This is a genomic window from Labrenzia sp. 5N, from assembly GCF_012395805.1.
GTDB lineage: Bacteria > Pseudomonadota > Alphaproteobacteria > Rhizobiales > Stappiaceae > Roseibium > Roseibium algicola.
This window is the reverse complement of record NZ_JAAZTM010000004.1, coordinates 393,751-410,865: the sequence shown is the minus strand read 5'-3', so window position 1 is coordinate 410,865 and position 17,115 is coordinate 393,751. Positions and strand designations below refer to the sequence as shown.

Below are 17,115 nucleotides of genomic sequence, written 5' to 3'. Positions count from 1 at the left end.
GGTCACCTATTGTCCCGTCACCAGAACGCTCTTCAGCCCGCTTCTGCGAACCTCGGACATGACATCAACCACGTCCTGGACGTTTGCATCCGGGCCGGACCAGATCGCGACGACACTGTTTTCCTTGAGCGCGGAAAACAGTTCCGCCATGTCCGCCTTCATCAGGGGGCGGCCATTCAGGTCCAGCTTATCCGACGTGTGAATACGCAGGTAGGCGGGCCTTTCCGCCGCGCCGCCACCTTCAGCACCGCTGGAAATGTCCAGCGACTGGTACCGTGTGAAGCTGGACGCCAGCATGAAGAACAGCAGCAGCAGGAAGATGACGTCGATCAGCGACGTGAGGCCGACGGGCTTGCGCCGCACTCTTGCTTTAAACTGCATGCCTCGTCTCCGAAGCCTCCAGGGCCACGATCCGGGCCGCACCGCGTTCGGCGATCGCCCCGGTGAAGAACGCCGTGACCAGCGCTTCCATCTCGGATTGCTCCGCCTCGATACGGCTGTCAAACCAGCCGACAATGGCCGACACAGGTATTGCGACCGAAAGACCGACGGCGGTCGTCAGCAAGGCTACCCAGATACCGCCGGCGAGAACGGAAGGGTCCACCGCCGCGCCGGCGCCCTGCATGGCCTGAAAGGCCTCGATCATGCCGAGTACGGTCCCCAGAAGGCCGATCAGCGGTGCTGTCTGCGCGATCATGTCGAGCGGGCGAAGGTATGCCCTTAGCGTGTTGATCCGCTGGATGCAGATCCGCTCGACGTCCTCTTTCAGAAGCTCGGTCCTGGTTTCGCTGCGAGCGCTGCCCTGCACGAGCTTCAGCATGATGTCGGCAACCACGGATTTTCCACCAGCCGCCATCGTTTTCGCTTCCTGGGGCCGGCCGTCCAGCCAAAGGTCCAGCGCCTTGCGGGCGATACCGAAACGACCGACACCCAGATACAGGAACTGCAGCAGCTTGGCGGCAATCAGCGCTGCCGCCACCAGGGAAAGGGCAAGCAGGAACAACACCACCGGGCCGCCCTGATCGACGAGACCGGTCAACGGAGACAGGAAGTGCGACAGGGCCGCGGTAGGGACATCAGGCATTTTGATCACGCTTGGGTTTTCATCAGAGGATCAGGTCGATTTCCGACCGCGAGTCGATCCGCAGCAGCGGCAGGCAGTCCTGTTGGGCGGTGTCCTGAAGGTCACAGGCGCGCACCTCGTTCACAAGGACGCGAGAGATGCCGGTACAGTCTCCCTTGGCAACGTCATATTGCCGGACACGCGTCTTGCCGGTGGGGAGATCGCCGAAGTCGATCGCCGCATAGCCGGAAACGCCGTCGGACGTGTCGAACATCACCAGGTCGAGGCCAAGCGCGTTTACGGGTGTTGGCAAGGTGTTGCGGATGACGAAGGTCAACCGGCAGGACCCGTCGACCGTCTCCGCATCGTTCAACTGGACGGAAATCGCTTCGCTTGTCTTGGAGGCGGTTTGGGACGCTGCCTGAGACGCCGATTGCGCGTTGGCTGCGGCAGCAAACTGACTGCTCAGCATCAAGGCGAGCGCAACCGCCCGAACCGGCGCCGAAACCAAAGATCTCTTCATCCCTTCGCTCTCCCGTAGCGGCTCGCGGCCTGGTTCCTGATAAGAACCTCGGCCGCGCGCCATTCGAGTTAAAGACTTGTCTCCAGGGCAGCACGTGGGTGGCATCGGCGAAGCCGGATGGAGCTATCAATCCGCGAAAAGGGCTGTCCCGTCGGGACGCACGAAACGCACGATTGGCTTTCAGAACTGCTGGAGATTTTTGAAGGCTGAGGCGGTCTGCACGATCATCATCAAGACCGTCGCTGCCCTGGCTAATCGATCTTTACACCGAAAGCAGCGGGGGAGGGAACCGGTCCGGATTAAAAAAGTTGAATTTTTAGTTCAGAATTTAAACAGGTCACCGGCGATGCCGGGACACAGACCATTTCAGCGCCTGCCAGGCGAACCCACGGGCCGCAGAGTTGCCGTCCTGAAGTACCTTTCAGAGCACTCGTCAGAAGACTGGTAGATGAAGGTCGGCGGAATGGAGAGCGCTTGTGGGCGCAGCTAAACCCGATCGAAGCACGCAAGCCGCCAGTTCGCTGCTGACCCTTGGCGGATGAGCCGTTGCCAGTCGTCCGTTGCCATCGATCGCCGAAATGACAGAAAGCAAACCAAGTCTGTCTCTCTCGAGAGAAACGGCATTGCGGGAAGCGTCAATTCTCTTCTCGTTATACCCAATTGAAAGAGAGTGGATTTACAGGTCACATTTAGAGTTTATCTTGCGGCGAACCAAAAATATTCGCCCAAATGGCTAGCCTTCAATCCGGATCGGTTTCCATTGGGCATATCAGCAAAGGGAGCGGCATGCCTCTGATCAATTACGTAACCCGGGTCCAGTTCGGTTTTGGCGAGCTTGCCACGTTGAAGGAGGAACTGGCGCTCGCCGGAATTTCGCGCCCGCTCGTAGTGACGGACAAGGGCGTGCGCGGGCTCGGATTTCTCGACAAGATTGAAGCCGTCCTCGGCAAGGAGCTGGCAGGCGTCTACGACGAGACCCCCGGCAACCCGAATGAGGCGGCCGTCCGTGTCGCGACTGACTTGTTCAAAGAGGTTGAAGCCGACGGAATTATTGCCATTGGTGGCGGATCGGCGATCGATCTTGCAAAGGCAGTTGCCATCCTCGCCGCACATGGCGGCGCCCTGAAGACCTATGCGGTCATCGAGGGTGGCCTGCAAAAAATCACGGCCAAGACCTGGCCGACCATCGCTATTCCGACAACGTCAGGCACCGGTAGCGAAGTTGGACGCGGGGCGATTGTGATACTGGATGATAGTCGAAAAGTCGGCTTGCTGTCTCCATTCCTTGTTCCGAAAGCCGCGATTGTCGATCCGGAATTGACCATGACGCTGCCGCCCGTTTTGACTGCAGCCACCGGAATGGACGCTATCTCGCACTGCATCGAGACCTATCTTGCCCCGTCCTTCAATCCGCCGGCAGACGGCATCGCACTTGAAGGACTGCGCCGCGCCTGGGCGAATATCCGCAAGGCGACGGAAACACCGGATGACAAGGACGCCCGCGCCAACATGGCAATCGCCGCAACCATGGGCGCGATGGCCTTCCAAAAAGGGCTGGGCTGTGTGCACAGCCTCAGTCATGCGCTCGGCGGGCTCAATCCGAAACTGCACCACGGCACCTTGAACGCGGTGTTCATGCCTGCAGTTCTGGAATTCAACAAGGCGGCCCCGACATCCGTCAGCGAAAACAAGTATGCCCGGATGGCCGATGCTATGGGGCTGGCAACCGGAACGGATATCGGAGCGGCCATCAAGGAGATGACGGCGGCCATCGGGTTGCCCGTCAGCCTGTCGGAGTTGGGTGTTTCCGAAAATCTCTTCGACCGCATCATTCAGGGTGCCTTGGCCGACCACAGCCACAAGACCAACCCCATTGACGCAACCGCCGACGACTATCTCAGAATGCTGCAAGCCTCTTACTAACAGCGAGTGTTAGGACCGTCTCTGAAACACCCTTGAGCGCTCTCCGGACCACAGCACCGCCCAGAATCGCCCAGAATCGCCCAGAACCGATGTGTCGGTGTTTATGGAAGCTGGTGGTTCGGAATGCGTCCCCATTTTGGACGTTCGTCGGCTTTCCGTTTGCTCCCAAAAGCCATCATTCATCGCATACGGATTGAACTCACGAGTTGGGCGTGGAATGACCGTTCATTTCGCGTCGGGTGAAGGTGTTATGGGTAGAACCTTCTAAACCTTACCAGGTGCGCTATTTTCAAAGGCAGGGAGTTACCGACAATGCGCGGATCACATATATTGGTCTGAAGCATGAGCGACCAGAAAGAGACCGGAGACTGATGTGTCACCAAGTAAGGGCCGCGTTGAAAGACTGATTGATAGGATAGGCGCAGAATTTCAGTCTCATCTCATCGACTTGCGGAACACCTCCACAGTCTTTGATATTCAAGACGGCGCCGTTCAAAAGATGATCTCACGCGAAGCGCCATTTGGTGTCATTGGGATCAAGATCCTGGTGCACAATCCCGGAGACGTAAATCGTCTTTTTGAGCACCAATGGAATTTCAGTATTGGGATCACCGGATGTGAATTCACGCTTTTGGATGTCGATTACCAGAACGACGTTTTGGTTGGTGATGCGAATTCAGCCGAATTCGTTGGGCACGAACACATTGCCTACAAGTCGGTTGAACACATGATAGCCTTTCATGGCGATGAGTTTGGCATAGGAAAGGTCTTCATCGAAAAAATTGGCACTTTCTGCCCCAGCCTGCTTGAAAAGCCACCATTGTTTTTTCGAATGCCGCGCAGGGCACCACCCGCCTACAGATACACAGAAGCACCCCAGGCCATTCGCGAGGAGGTGGGCCTATCGCCTGATGGCGGCATGCTTCTGATTGAGGCGATGATCAAAGAACATGGGATTGCCCCTTATACGATCCTTCTGTCCTTCCATTCTGACGAAAACTTCTGGCTGGTTGACCTCCCAGAAACGCTTGTCGACCGTTACCAGCATGGCCTGATTGATCCGAGCCTTGGTGAACACCATTCAAATCTTGAGGTTGGGGTATCCATTACAGCGGAAGCCCTGAGGAACAGGGTTCGGCAGAAGCCAAACAGCGCTGAGCGTGATAACGGCGTCTTTTTCTCCATTTCCGGAAGCGGTTCTGCGTCAGGCTATTTGAACGGATTGAATTGACTTTCTGTTGGCTGGGGTCATCTCAGTTGCAGTGAGAAGGCGCGCAATTCCCGACAACCTACTCTCTGACACGATCCGGACCTTGGCTGCGTGGCGCACCAATGTCCGCATTGTTAATCGCTGCGGGCATTATCCGACGGTCCGCTGCCGTTCATCGGTGGAACTGCATGCTGCGCGCCGGCCCGCCACACCACCCATCCACTGCTGCGTTATCTACCTCACTTCCAAGGCCCACTTAGGGGACTTGGCTGCCATCTACATTGTCGCGGGCAACGTCCGCTTTCTCACTTCGACGAGGCTTGCTGGAACACCTCGTACTGCGCGTCGAATGCTCGCTTGTAGGCGGGTCGCTCTGCCGCACGCGCGATGTAATCCATAAAGATTGGATACTCTTCCAGTATGCCCGATCCCTCTAACCTGCGGATCGCGTGAACCATAAGGATATCGGCTGCGCTGAAAGGTCCGGCCAACCAGGTCGGCTCTCCCAAGGCGGCGGCGAGTTGATCCAGCCGTGTTCGGATGCGGTCATCGACCATGGCGAACCGTTCCGCTTGCCAACTCTTGTCGGCCTCGAAATACTTGACGTAGTCGCGCTCGACGATCGGAGGCTCAACCGTGTTCAAGGCAGCGAACATCCAGCTTATCGCCCGTGCGCGTCCTGCTCCATCGCCGGGCAGCAGGCCAGCGTGACGCTCCGCGATGTGGAACACGATGGCCCCAGATTCGAACAAAGCCACGTCACCGTCTTCATAGGTTGGTATCTGACCGAAGGGCTGGAGGGCGAGGTGCGCTGGCTGCTTCAATTCTTTGAAAGTCACCAGTCGCACATCATAGGACTGGCCGACTTCCTCAAGCGCCCAACGGACACGCATATCACGCGCAAGGCCGACACCTTTGTCGGGAGATGATTTGAATGCGGTGATGGTGGGCACGGGTTCTCCAACGCGAATTTTGGATGGGTGCGCTTAAGACAAGTCTCTTACAAAGCTGACTTTGCTGCAAAATGCAGCATTGGTCAAAGCGGGCTCCAAGCAGCCTTTCGCCGTCGTGACGCGCCTATCCCTACCTCGTGGTGCTGGTCGACACAAACGGCCGATTCCGGACATTCACCTTCGATTGGTTCAATGGCGGCTTCGCGGCCCCACATAGGTCGTTTAGTTCCGTATGCAAGTTTCCCTGAAGCAGACATAGGCAGCGCAACTCCTGTCGGGAATTGATTTGAATTCCAGCAGCTAACATTCGATGTCTTTTAAGAGGTAAGCCACTTAGGAAGTGATTGACCGCGAACTGTTGAACAACACTCCGTTCGTGTATTTGAGGCCGCTGTCACAAACGACTGTAACGACGGTCGCGGTCGGTCCGAGTTCTTTGGCGAGCTCGATTGCTGCCAGCACGTTTATTCCAGTCGACGTTCTCTTCGCTCGCCAGACGCTGACATACAACGCGGGCCTGGCCTCCGGCACGCTGCGTGTGTCTTGGTTGCCACCTACGCCTCAAGCGATAAGCAGCGATGCTTCAGGTTGCAGCGGAAATAGCGCAGCATGAGCATAATTTGGACAGATTGTGGGAAGACCGGGCCTGCCACGGCCAGAATGATGGGTTGAGCGACGGCCAACCTTAAAAACAAAAAATTTCAATGTCTTGGAAAGAGAAATGGCGGACAGAGAGGGATTCGAACCCTCGATACGGTTGCCCGTATACACGCGTTCCAGGCGTGCGCCTTCAACCACTCGGCCACCTGTCCGTCGCAAGCGTCACCCGCTTGAGTGGGGCGCAATATACCCATGGCGCGATCAAGTGCAAGCACTTGAACAAGTTTTTTTTTCGGTACCTCGCCGCTGTGGATTGTCGAGGGGTTGCGGGGCTCGGACGAGCTGCAAAAAACGGCTGTAACGTGCCATGCAGCCGGCAATGCCTGGACCGAAAAAATCTTTCCTGTCGTGGCAGTACCAAGGCGGTTTGTCTGCGGCTGGAGGCTGGCCGGGCGCATGTATGGCCGCGCAGAATCAGCGTCTGGTGTTTTCGAAGGTCGAGAGACGTCTCGCAGGCAAGGTCATGGCATGGCTCAGTCTCTGTGCGGGAAGATAACCTCGCTTGGGGTTCGGCATTGCGATAGGCCGGGGAGACGAGGTGGCCACGGTGTGACACAGGTCTGAGCAGGCGGCTTTGTGCTTGCGTATTCGAGAAATGCTGCACTGCAACTAACGCGCTGCCTGAATTAATTTCGAAGCATTTGAAACGAAAACACTTGCGAAAGCCGGGAACCAAAGTCACAAGAATGTGTTGAATATCAAATCTTGTTCCTGCGCGGGGTGATATTACCCTAAAGGAATGCTCAACATCCGGCGGCTACTATTTGAAGGCCTGACTGGAACGAGCGCTCCGTTTAATATTTTGGCGAAGCTGAAAGCAAAGCGATGATCAGTGTTTTGAAGTTTTTATTCCGCATCCTCGGCTACGGCTTTGTCGCCGTCGCCATTATTGCCGGCATTTCCGATGCCAGTTCTTCCATTGCCCTGTCCGAAATCCGTCTGGCCCAGCTTGGCCAGGTCTGGCAGAACCTGTCGCCTGTCTCTCTCGAAATGGCGGAAGCCCACATCGTGGCGTCTTTTGACCCGACGGTCTGGCAGACCTTGAAAGAGACTGTTCTGACCTGGCCGGTCTGGGCGGTCTTCGCTCCGATCGGCCTGGCGCTGCTTTGGCTGGGAGCCAAGCGCCGCAGCCAGCGTGCGCTTTACGCCTGACGCTGCTTCTTGCAGAACCAGACGAGGTGTCGCAAAACGGCAGTTTCCGCTCACACGCGAACACCGTTGCGTGACGGGCCTCTTGGAAAGCGGGCGCAGCTGCGCCACATTAGCTCCTGAATTAAGCCGACTGCTTCCCGGGATCCTCGAGAGGCTTTGTTGGCATGTGTGGGAGAAAGCCATGTCGTTCATGACGATGCTGACCAAGAAATTTTCGCTGCCGGCCAAGGACGAGGCCCTGCCGGGGCGTTCCGAAGCGATCCGGCCGGCTGAGCCGCATTTCGTCAACGGACGGCCGCTCGCAGGCCCCTATCCGGACAACATGAAAACCCTTGTTGTCGGAATGGGCTGCTTCTGGGGCGCTGAACGCCTGTTCTGGCAGCTACCCGGTGTCTATGTCACCGCGGTCGGCTACGCGGGCGGATATACGCCCAACCCGACCTACCATGAAACCTGCACCGGGCGCACGGGCCACACGGAAGTGGTCCTGGTCGTTTATGACCCGGCAGAGATTTCCCTCGGAGATCTTCTGAAAGTCTTCTGGGAAAATCACGACCCGACCCAAGGCATGCGCCAGGGCAATGATACCGGTACCCAGTATCGCTCGGCCGTCTACGTGAGCGAAGGAGACGACCTTGCCGGTGCCGAACAGTCGAGGCAAGCCTATCAGGCCGCCCTGAAGGCCGGCGGCGTGGCAAGCACCATCACGACGGAAATCCGGGAGCTGGATACATTCTATTTCGCCGAGGATTACCATCAGCAGTATCTGGCCAAGAACCCGGCCGGCTATTGCGGGATCGGCGGCACGGGCATCTCGTGCCCGGCCGGGCTGGGCCAGACCGCCTGAAGGCTGTCCGATCGCTAGCTTGGTTCCGGTTGAGTTCAAGACGGGGCAGTGCCAGTGACGGCGCTGCCCCGTCTTTTTGAATTCTCCGGCTCTTGAGGCTGGCAGTGTCTCAGTCTTTTCCTTGCCAGGATCGCCCATATTGAAAGCCAGCTGTCGCGGGTCAAGAAAGTCAGGATCTATATAAGTACAATTTCGTAGATAGCTTATATCTTTCAGTACTCTAGGGAAGTTTCAGGCTTTTTTAAATTTGCGCTGCGAGGATTGACCTGACGCATGGGCGTTTAAGGATCGACTTCGTGAGCCGTTCGGCAAAAATTTTTGCAACCGGATACTTCCTGGCCAGCTGCCTGTTGATGCTGGTCGGCTCGTTGATGCCAGCGCGCGAAGGGCCGGTCGCGGTATTCGCATGGCCCTGGGGTGAAAGCGCGGTCAGTGTCATCGCCAGATCGGGTGGCCCGGTACTGTTCGTCGGGGACAGAAGCTGGGTGGCGCTCACCGAAGCCGGTGAACAACAGTCCATCGCAAATCTTTACCGGTCAGGCGCCGGTTTTGTGGCGTCTTCCTTCATCGCGCAAGCCTGTGCGCGATTGAGCGGTGTCTCCCTGGAGCAGTTGAAATGAACGGTGTGGAAATGTCTCAAGCGGATCAGATGTCGGGTCAGCTTTCCGGTCTGGACCAGTTCCGGCAGAAGTTTGCGCGGATGCTGATCCATTTTATCTGGGTGAATGTCTTCCTGGTCATGGGAACGGCCTGGTGGGTTGGCTATGTTTCGCTCGTGGCGGTTTGCGGGGCAGCCTTGCTCCTGGGTGTTGCGGCCACCGGTACATGGATCAAGTTCGGAGCCGGCGTCGAAACGCGCCTTGCCACCTCCATGTCCCTTGCCGGGCTGGTTGCCCTGTTCGTGGCCGCTCTGGCGACGCCGGATGGGCAGATCACCTATCAGCTCGACGCACATATGTATTTCTTCGCCGTTCTGGCGATCCTGGCCAGCTGGGTCGACTGGCGGGCGCTGGTTGCCTATGCAGCCGTCGTCGCCGTGCACCACCTTGTGTTGAATTTCGCGATGCCCTGGGCCGTGTTTCCCGGTGGGGCGGATTTCAGCCGCGTGGTCTTTCATGCGCTTGTCGTGGTTGCGGAAGTCGGGGCACTCTGGTGGATGACCGACAGCCTGGCACGAGCGTTTGCCGCTTCCGACAAGGCACGCGAGGAGGCCGAGGCCGCTCGGGCCCAGGCAATGGTGCTGCAGCACCGGACCGCTGAAAATGACGAAATGGAGCGCGCCAAGCAGAAGGTCATCAACGAACGCATCATGGCGTTTGAAAGTGATATCGCTGCCAAGCTGGACGGTGTCGGCCTGAAGGTGCGCGAAATGCGGGATGCCGCAACCGAGCTGGGCACAGTTGCCGAAAACACCTCGTCGCGTGCAGGCTCCGTATCGGATGCGTCCGAAACGGCGTCCTCAAACGTGCAGATGGTTGCTTCCGCCGCAGAAGAGCTGTCGTCCTCGATCGCGGAGATTTCGCGCCAGGTCGAACAGACCACCGGCATCGTCAACCGGGCGACGGAAAATGCGCAAACCAGCAACAGCAAGGTCGCGGGCCTTGCGAATGCGGCCAATCGGATCGGCGAGGTCGTCACGCTGATTCAGGCGATCGCCGAACAGACCAACCTTCTGGCTCTCAATGCCACCATCGAGGCGGCCCGCGCGGGCGAAGCTGGCAGGGGCTTTGCGGTTGTTGCTGCCGAAGTGAAGGAACTGGCGACACAGACGTCCAAGGCAACGGAAGAAATCGGCGCCCAGATCGCGGCGATCCAGGCGGAAACCAAGGACGCGGTGGAATCCATCGGAGTGATTGCGACGACGATGGACGAGGTCAACAGCTATACGGCCGCCATTGCTGCCGCCGTTGGTGAACAAGGCGCGGCGACCCAGGAAATCTCGCGCAATGTGGCGGAAGCCGCGGACGGCACGGGACGGGTTGCCAACAACATCGACGGTGTGCGGGAATCTGTCGAACGCACCAGCCACTCGGTCGGCTCCATGGTCGAGGCGGCCGAGACCCTCGATCTGGAGACCCAGGACATGCGCCGGGCAATCACTGCCTTCCTGAAGGATGTCGCGGCCTGAGAGTACGGCCGCAACAGATCGTGATCTTCTGAAACCGGCGGCCAGTCCGCCGGTTTTTTCGTTCTTGGGGTGCTCTCCTGTCCTGCATGCTTGACCTGATGTCGCTTGAATGCCATGAGCCGCCCCTAACGAACCAGCGTTGCGAATGAAAACGTGCCACGCTGGCAGCATTCTTCACCCTTGCGGACACTGACGCCAAACGATGCCTGCATCCTCCTTCGCGCCCGGAACGGTCCTGCTGCTGGACCTGTTGAAGCAGCGGTCTGCGCTGTTGTTTCAGGCGCCGGATGAGGTGATCACCTGCTCCCGGCTCGAGGAGGTTCAGGGCTGCCTCGAACAGCTTGAGGCCGCCCAAGCGGACGGGCGCCATGCGGCAGGCTACCTTGCCTATGAACTGGGTTTTGCCTTCGAGGAAAAGCTGCGGAAACGGTTTCATCAAACAGAAGAGCCGTTGCTCTGGTTCGGGCTGTATGGCGCGCCGGCGGAACTGGGTCTCGACGAAGCCAAAGCTATGCTGGAAAGCGTGACTGGCGATGGCGAGGCTGCCATCGGCAAGCCGGAGTTCGATATGGACAGGGCCGCTTACGATACGGCCTTTGCCCGCGTCCGCGACCATCTGGCGAAGGGCGACATCTATCAGGTCAACCTGACCATGCGCGCGCGGTTCCGGCACCAGGGGGCTCCTGAACGGATCTTCCAGACCCTTCTGCGTCGCCAGCCGGTGGAATTTGCCGCTTTCCTGCGCCTTGAAGACCGGACGATCCTGTCTCTCTCGCCGGAACTCTTCCTGGAGCGCCGGGGCACCTGCCTGCGGACCAAACCCATGAAGGGCACCGCGCCCCGAGGGCGTTACGCTTCCGAGGACGCCAAGATTGCGCGCACGCTCTCAAGCGATCCCAAGCAGCGGTCCGAAAACACCATGATCGTCGACCTGATGCGCAACGACCTTTCACGCATCGCCGACACCGGCACGGTCAAGGTGACCAAACTGTGCGAGGTGGAGCGCTACCAAAGCCTTCACCAGATGACCTCGACGGTCGAAGCTGAAGTTCCCGATGACGTCGGCTTTGCACGCATCGCCGAACATCTCTTCCCCTGCGGTTCGATTACGGGAGCGCCGAAACTCAGCGCCATGCAGATTGCCCAGGATCTGGAAACCGGCCCGCGTGGCGTCTACACCGGTTCGATCGGCTATCTCGCGCCTGGAGGCGATTTCCGGTTGAATGTCGCCATCCGGACGCTGGTGCTGCGAAACGACGGCAGCGGCGAAGCCGGAAGCGGGTCCGGTGTGATCTTCGACAGTGGCGCGTCTCCCGAATACGACGAATGCGCCCTGAAACTGAGGTTCATGAGCGAGGACACGCCCGGCTTCGATCTGATCGAGACGCTGGCTTATCACCCGGGCGACGGCTATTTGCTTCTGGAACGGCACATGCAGCGCCTGCAGGCCTCAGCGGCCTATTTCGGCTTTCCTTTCCGCGAAGAAGATGTGCGTGAGGAGCTTCTGCAGCATGTTCGCACCTTTGCCGCTTCCAGGCGTGTGCGGCTGTTGCTGTCGGCGGATGGCGGCATTTCGGTCACGTCGACGGATCTTCCGCCGGCCGGTCAGGAGGCCGTTTTCAATCTGGTGATTGCGCAAGAAACCACGTGGTCAACCGACAGGTTCCTGTTCCACAAGACCACCAACCGGGCCTTCTACGATGACACGCGCCAGCGGTATCAGGCGGAAACCGGTTGCCAGGAGGTGCTGTTCCTGAACGAGAACGGCTATCTCACCGAGGGCAGCTACACCACTCTTTTCGTGAAACGGAACGGCAGCTTGCAGACGCCTGCGCTTCGTCACGGGCTTCTCCCCGGCACCTTCCGGGCGGGGCTTCTGGAACGTGGTCTGGCAAGCGAGGCAGACCTTACGCTTCAGGATCTGCAAGAGGCCGAAGAAGTCTACGTCGGCAATTCCGTGCGCGGTCTGATACGCGCTCGCCTGCTTTCGGAACAAGCGAGTCGTTCGTGGCACATGGAAGCCGGGCAACACAATGAAGCCACCCGCAAGGCAGGGTGATAACCGGTACGCTAACAGAGCATCGCTGACGTCTCAGGCATTGTCCCAGGGAATGACTGTCAGCTCCGGCCAGAGGGCCATCATCCGCGCCGCCTTTTCCGCATAGGTTTCCGGGTTCGGCTGTGTGTAATTGGGCACCAGCCGCATGCCGAACAGGTTGGCAAGGCCGAAAGGCGCATGCAACACCATGCGCCCGTCTTCTTCGAGCCGTGCCGCCACCGAATGGGTGCGCGAGGCATAGGTCGTCAGCGAATCCATGGCACAGTCGAGAGGGCGGTATGGCCTGCCGAAACGGCTCTCGTACCACAGGTGGACGCGAGCCTGATTTCTCACTTCCAGAAGGCTCGCCAAGTCGGGCAGGGCCTGGTTGACCTTGCCGATAACAGCGTCCTCGGCCTCATAGGATAGATCGGTTCCGTCGAAATAGATGATGTCGAAATCCTTGATGCCGTGCAGCAGGGGGCGGTTGGTGAGGACGTTCCAGACAGTCTGGTAGATACCGCCCGACACCAGCCAGGCATCAGGAAGGGCAAGGTTGCGGACGGTGGTCAGGATTTCCATCACATGAGGCACGGTCCTGAGGATCTGCTCAAGACCTGCCAGCCGCGTCTCCTCACTGGCGGCATAGGGATCGCCCAGCCTTGCGTCGCGTACATCCATCTGCAAATCGGCGGTCATTTCCGGATCCTCTTTTCGCGAAGGGGCAACCTATCCGATTCTCAACGTATCGCGCGCCGTGCATGATGAGGACCATGCACGCGAATGTGTCCTTCGCAGATAAGTGCCGCCAGCGGATGAGAGGGGCACCGTCTTGACATGAAGCGGGTAGGCGCCATCTCCTTCGGAGACGTTTGGTCTTTTCAGGAATTGCCGATGTACCTCTTGCCACGCACACAAATGATCGCCGCACTGGCCGCTTGCGGGGCGGTGCTTGTCACCGCTCTGCCATCCGCGGCCCAATCCGGACGGCCGAATTCTACCGCCATGTCCTGCGGACAGGTTCAGTCCATGATCAATCAGCGTGGGGCTGTCGTGCTCAGCACCGGGCGCTATACGTTCGACCGGTATGTGGCCAACCGGAGCTACTGCCAGCATGGCGAGGTCACGCGCCGGGACTACATTCCAACGAAGGACAATGCGAAATGCTACGTGCTTCGCTGTATCAATCCCCAACCCTGGCGGTATGACTGAGCCGTATCCGGGCCGGTTGCCCTCCCGGACTTCAACAGGAGACGTCATGTGAACCGACTTTCCAGAAGCGCATGTTTCGGCTTCCTGGCGTTTACCTGGCTCGGGGGCACTGCCGCCGTAGAACCGGCCATGGCCCAGGCCGGGCGTCCGGACACGCGTTCAATGACATGTGCCCAGGCTCAGGAACTGGTCAGGAAAAGTGGCAGCATCGTCCTGACGACCGGCCAGTCGACCTTTGACCGCTTCGTTGCAAACGGTAGCTATTGCCGGCCGCAAACGGGGCAGGTCCGTGCGAAATTTGCTCCCACGCGCGACAATCCGCAGTGCTCCGTCGGCTACAGGTGTTTCCAGAACCGGACGCAGCGGTAAACGGGATCCTTCTGCAAAAACAGGATAAAGAGGCACAAGTCTTAACCGCCTTGCAGGCTTTTCTTGCTATTTCATGCGCGGACGGGGCAACGCTGTGTTGCATTTGGAAACCGTTTCACAAATATGAAATACGGATTGCCTACTGCTGGAAATCATAGCCATTTAATACATGACTTCGCCTGAATACTCAGGAAAGGCCTTGCGATGAACGAGAATAATACAAGAAAACAACTGTTAATTGCGAAGTCCGCACTTCAGGCAGGCCTGTTTATGTGTGCGGCTCTTGTCCCTGTGCTGCAGGCGGAAGCGCAAACCCGGCGTCAGCCCGATACCACGCAACTGACCTGTGACCAGACGCAGGACCTGATCAAGAGATTCGGGGGCATCAATCTGAAATCAGGCCCTTACAAGTTCGACCGGTTTGTCGTCGGTCGGAACCAGTGTTTCTCGGGCCAGACGGTGCGGCCGACATTCGTGCCGACCAAGGACAACCCGAAATGTTCCGTCCTTGTCTGTGCAGAGATGGGGCAGGCCCGCCAGTAAAAAAGGCCGCGCGATGGTGTTCGCGCAGCCCCTTTTCCAGTCTTGTGAAACGCCGGTTCAGCCTCTCAGCGTGCCGCCGGTTGCCTTCTCGACATTGGCAATGATCTTCTTTGCCACAGCGTCGATTTCCTCGTCCGTAAGGGTCTTCTGACGCGGCTGCAGTGTCACGTCGATCGCGACTGACTTCTGGCCTTCCGGCACACCCTGACCTTCGTAAATGTCGAATAGCGTGACATCGCTGATCAGCGTCTTTTCCGCGCCACGAGCCGCTTTGAGCAAGGCCTCGGCCGAAATGTCCTTGCCGACAAGGAACGCGAAGTCGCGTTGAACCGGCATAAGGCCACTGACATTGAGGGCACCCTTGGAACGGCCACCCTTGCCCTTGGGTTCAGGCAGCGCATCAAGGAAGATCTCGAATGCGACCAGCGGTCCTTCGATGTCGAGCAGCTGCAGCGTGCGCGGATGAACTTCACCAAACACCGCCAGAACGTTTTTCGGGCCAAGCTTGAGACAGCCGGACCGGCCCGGGTGGAACGTTGCCGGGGCATCTGCAGACGCCATCAGTTTGTCTACCGGTGCGCCGATGGCCGCCAGCGCTGCTTCGGCGTCCGCCTTGGCGTCGAACACGTCAACGGCCTGGGAAACACCCGACCAGTGCCGGCCTGAACCCTGAAGCTTCGCGGACCCGCGGCGCACGCCGGTTGCGACCATCTTCTGGCCTTCCGGAGTATCGTTCTCGAACACCTGACCGACTTCGAACAGGGCGACGTTGCCATAGCCCCGGTCGGCATTGCGCTGTGCCGCCAGCAAAAGGCCCGGAAGCAGGCTCGGGCGCATGTCGGACATCTCGCTGGAAATCGGATTGGCCAGTGCAAGCGCAGCGCTGCCGCCACCGAAGAGTTCAGCGTGATCCTTGGCAATGAACGACCAGGTAACCGCTTCATTGAAGCCACGGGCGGCCAGTGCCCGGCGCGCCTTGTTGCGGCGGATCTGTCCGGTGGTCAGCACCTTCTGGCCGACGGTACCGGTGCGCGGCAGTGGTGTGAACGGAACACGCTCCAGACCGATGATGCGCACAACCTCTTCCACGAGGTCGGCCTTGCCTTCGATGTCCGGTCGCCAGCTTGGCGCGGCCACCTTGACCGTGTCACCGGCGCCTGAGATCCAGAATCCGAGCGACTTCAGGGTGACGTTTGCTTCAGCAGGCAGAACATCGACGCCGGACAGGCGCCTGATTTCCGAATAGGGGAAATCGATGATGTTGCTGGTATCCGGCACGGAGCCGGCCTGCACCGTTTCGGACGGCTCGCCGCCGCACAGGTCCATGACCATGCGCGTGGCATATTCCAGACCCGGCATCATGTAGTTGGGATCGACACCACGTTCGAAGCGATAGCGTGCATCCGTATTGACGCCGAGCTTGCGCCCTGTGGCGGCAATGTCGTCCTCGTCCCAAAGGGCGGATTCGATCAGCACGTTGACAGTCTCTTCCGTGCAGCCGGAAGGCTCGCCACCCAGGATGCCACCGAGACTTTCAACGCCGTTGTCGTCGGAAATAACGCAGATCGTGTCATCGAGCTCGTAGCTCTTGCCGTTGAGGCCGTCGATCTTCTCGCCCTGCTTGCCACGGCGGACAACAAGATTACCGTGAACCTTGTCGGCGTCGAACACGTGCAGCGGCCGGCCCTGATCAAAGGTGATGTAGTTGGTCATATCGACGAGGGCGTTGATCGGGCGCAAGCCGATGGCGGTCAGGCGGTCCTGCAGCCATTTCGGCGAGGGGCCGTTCTTCACGCCCTTGACCAGGCGCAGGCCGAAGGCCTTGCACATCGGCTTGGTGTCGCCGAAATCGAGCGTCACGTCGACCGGGCAGGGGAAGCTGCCGCGAACCTGTTCGTTGCTGCGTTCCTTCAGCCTGCCGAGGCCGGCTGCGGCAAGATCACGGGCAATGCCGTATACACCGGTACAGTCCGGGCGGTTCGGCGTCAGGCCGATTTCGATGACCGGCTCATCCAGGCCGGCCCATTCGGCATAGGCCATGCCAACCGGCGCATCCGCCGGCAGATCGATGATGCCGTCATGTTCGTTGGAAAGTTCCAGCTCGCGCTCCGAGCACATCATGCCGAAGCTTTCCACGTCGCGGATCTTGCCGACGGAAAGCGTGACATCAAGGCCGGGAACATAGTCGCCCGGCTTGCCGAGCACGCCGACAAGTCCGGCGCGGGCGTTCGGCGCACCGCACACAACCTGCACCGGGTCGCCTTCGCCGGTGTCAACTTTCAGGACGCGCAGCCGGTCGGCATTCGGGTGCTGTTCGGCTTCCAGAACCTTTGCGATTCTGAACGGCTTCAGGCGGTCAGCGCGGTTGGTGACTTCCTCGACTTCCAGGCCGATCAGGGTGAGACGTTCAACGATCTCTTCCAGGCTGGCGTCGGTTTCCAGATGCTCCTTGAGCCAGGAAAGGGTGAATTTCATCTTTCGATCTCTTCAAACT

General features: G+C 59.0%; 16 protein-coding genes and 1 tRNA gene. 10 read left to right on the top strand and 7 right to left on the bottom strand.

Going from position 1 to position 17,115, the window contains the following annotated elements; translation table 11 throughout:
- Positions 1-6: 6 nt before the first annotated feature.
- From HEP89_RS04965 to HEP89_RS04955, 3 genes are read right to left on the bottom strand one after another with little or no spacing between them, the layout of a single operon-like run.
- A complete protein-coding gene (locus tag HEP89_RS04965; RefSeq protein ID WP_168691458.1) occupies positions 7-381 on the bottom strand; it encodes a biopolymer transporter ExbD in 375 nt (124 codons plus the stop codon).
- Positions 371-1,084, bottom strand: a complete 714-nt coding sequence (locus tag HEP89_RS04960) for a MotA/TolQ/ExbB proton channel family protein (protein WP_209014454.1) — start codon at positions 1,082-1,084, stop codon at positions 371-373. Before HEP89_RS04960 ends, HEP89_RS04965 begins: the two co-directional genes overlap by 11 nt.
- Before the next feature lie 22 nt (positions 1,085-1,106).
- Positions 1,107-1,586, bottom strand: coding sequence for a hypothetical protein (locus tag HEP89_RS04955; RefSeq protein WP_062491970.1), 480 nt, complete (start codon positions 1,584-1,586; stop codon positions 1,107-1,109).
- A 786-nt stretch (positions 1,587-2,372) separates the two neighbouring features.
- On the opposite strand from HEP89_RS04955, the gene HEP89_RS04950 reads away from it, so the two are divergent.
- Positions 2,373-3,509 (top strand): iron-containing alcohol dehydrogenase, encoded by a 1,137-nt coding sequence (locus HEP89_RS04950; protein ID WP_168691456.1) that lies wholly within the window; start codon positions 2,373-2,375, stop codon positions 3,507-3,509.
- A gap of 373 nt (positions 3,510-3,882) precedes the next feature.
- Entirely contained in the window at positions 3,883-4,740 is an 858-nt protein-coding gene (locus HEP89_RS04945) for a hypothetical protein (protein WP_168691455.1), read from the top strand.
- A 284-nt stretch (positions 4,741-5,024) separates the two neighbouring features.
- On the opposite strand, the gene HEP89_RS04940 is transcribed toward HEP89_RS04945, so the two are convergent.
- Positions 5,025-5,612 (bottom strand): glutathione S-transferase family protein, encoded by a 588-nt coding sequence (locus HEP89_RS04940; protein ID WP_168691674.1) that lies wholly within the window; start codon positions 5,610-5,612, stop codon positions 5,025-5,027.
- 782 nt (positions 5,613-6,394) lie between these two features.
- Positions 6,395-6,484: transfer RNA gene (locus HEP89_RS04935), tRNA-Ser, on the bottom strand.
- Between the two features lie 685 nt (positions 6,485-7,169).
- Here HEP89_RS04935 and HEP89_RS04930 point away from each other — a divergent pair.
- The 5 genes from HEP89_RS04930 (at position 7,170) to pabB (ending at position 12,518) form a co-directional block, all read left to right on the top strand.
- Positions 7,170-7,484 carry a hypothetical protein gene (locus HEP89_RS04930; RefSeq protein WP_168691454.1) on the top strand — a complete coding sequence of 105 codons (315 nt, stop codon included), beginning with the start codon at positions 7,170-7,172 and terminating at the stop codon, positions 7,482-7,484.
- Positions 7,485-7,665: 181 nt separating this feature from the next.
- Positions 7,666-8,331, top strand: coding sequence for a peptide-methionine (S)-S-oxide reductase MsrA (gene msrA / locus HEP89_RS04925; RefSeq protein ID WP_167579507.1), 666 nt, complete (start codon positions 7,666-7,668; stop codon positions 8,329-8,331).
- Between the two features lie 296 nt (positions 8,332-8,627).
- Entirely contained in the window at positions 8,628-8,951 is a 324-nt protein-coding gene (locus HEP89_RS04920; protein WP_022999673.1) for a hypothetical protein, read from the top strand.
- Positions 8,948-10,459 (top strand): methyl-accepting chemotaxis protein, encoded by a 1,512-nt coding sequence (locus tag HEP89_RS04915; protein ID WP_062490604.1) that lies wholly within the window; start codon positions 8,948-8,950, stop codon positions 10,457-10,459. Before HEP89_RS04920 ends, HEP89_RS04915 begins: the two co-directional genes overlap by 4 nt.
- Before the next feature lie 202 nt (positions 10,460-10,661).
- The gene (pabB, locus tag HEP89_RS04910; protein ID WP_077290903.1) at positions 10,662-12,518 is read left to right on the top strand and encodes an aminodeoxychorismate synthase component I; all 1,857 of its coding nucleotides are present in this window, start codon (positions 10,662-10,664) and stop codon (positions 12,516-12,518) included.
- Between the two features lie 33 nt (positions 12,519-12,551).
- Here pabB and HEP89_RS04905 read toward each other — a convergent pair whose 3' ends face one another.
- Positions 12,552-13,196, bottom strand: a complete 645-nt coding sequence (locus HEP89_RS04905; protein ID WP_077290902.1) for a nucleotidyltransferase family protein — start codon at positions 13,194-13,196, stop codon at positions 12,552-12,554.
- Positions 13,197-13,391: 195 nt separating this feature from the next.
- Here HEP89_RS04905 and HEP89_RS04900 point away from each other — a divergent pair, with 195 nt between their 5' ends.
- The 3 genes from HEP89_RS04900 to HEP89_RS04890 all read left to right on the top strand — a co-directional run bounded on the left by HEP89_RS04900 (position 13,392) and on the right by HEP89_RS04890 (position 14,621).
- Positions 13,392-13,709: a hypothetical protein gene (locus HEP89_RS04900; protein WP_077293189.1), complete on the top strand. Its 318-nt coding sequence runs from the start codon at positions 13,392-13,394 to the stop codon at positions 13,707-13,709.
- A gap of 48 nt (positions 13,710-13,757) precedes the next feature.
- Positions 13,758-14,078, top strand: coding sequence for a hypothetical protein (locus tag HEP89_RS04895; RefSeq protein ID WP_228148069.1), 321 nt, complete (start codon positions 13,758-13,760; stop codon positions 14,076-14,078).
- Between the two features lie 204 nt (positions 14,079-14,282).
- Positions 14,283-14,621, top strand: coding sequence for a hypothetical protein (locus tag HEP89_RS04890; RefSeq protein ID WP_145915833.1), 339 nt, complete (start codon positions 14,283-14,285; stop codon positions 14,619-14,621).
- Positions 14,622-14,678: 57 nt separating this feature from the next.
- On the opposite strand, the gene pheT is transcribed toward HEP89_RS04890, so the two are convergent.
- Positions 14,679-17,096 (bottom strand): phenylalanine--tRNA ligase subunit beta, encoded by a 2,418-nt coding sequence (gene pheT, locus HEP89_RS04885; RefSeq protein ID WP_168691453.1) that lies wholly within the window; start codon positions 17,094-17,096, stop codon positions 14,679-14,681.
- Between the last annotated feature and the right edge of the window lie 19 nt (positions 17,097-17,115).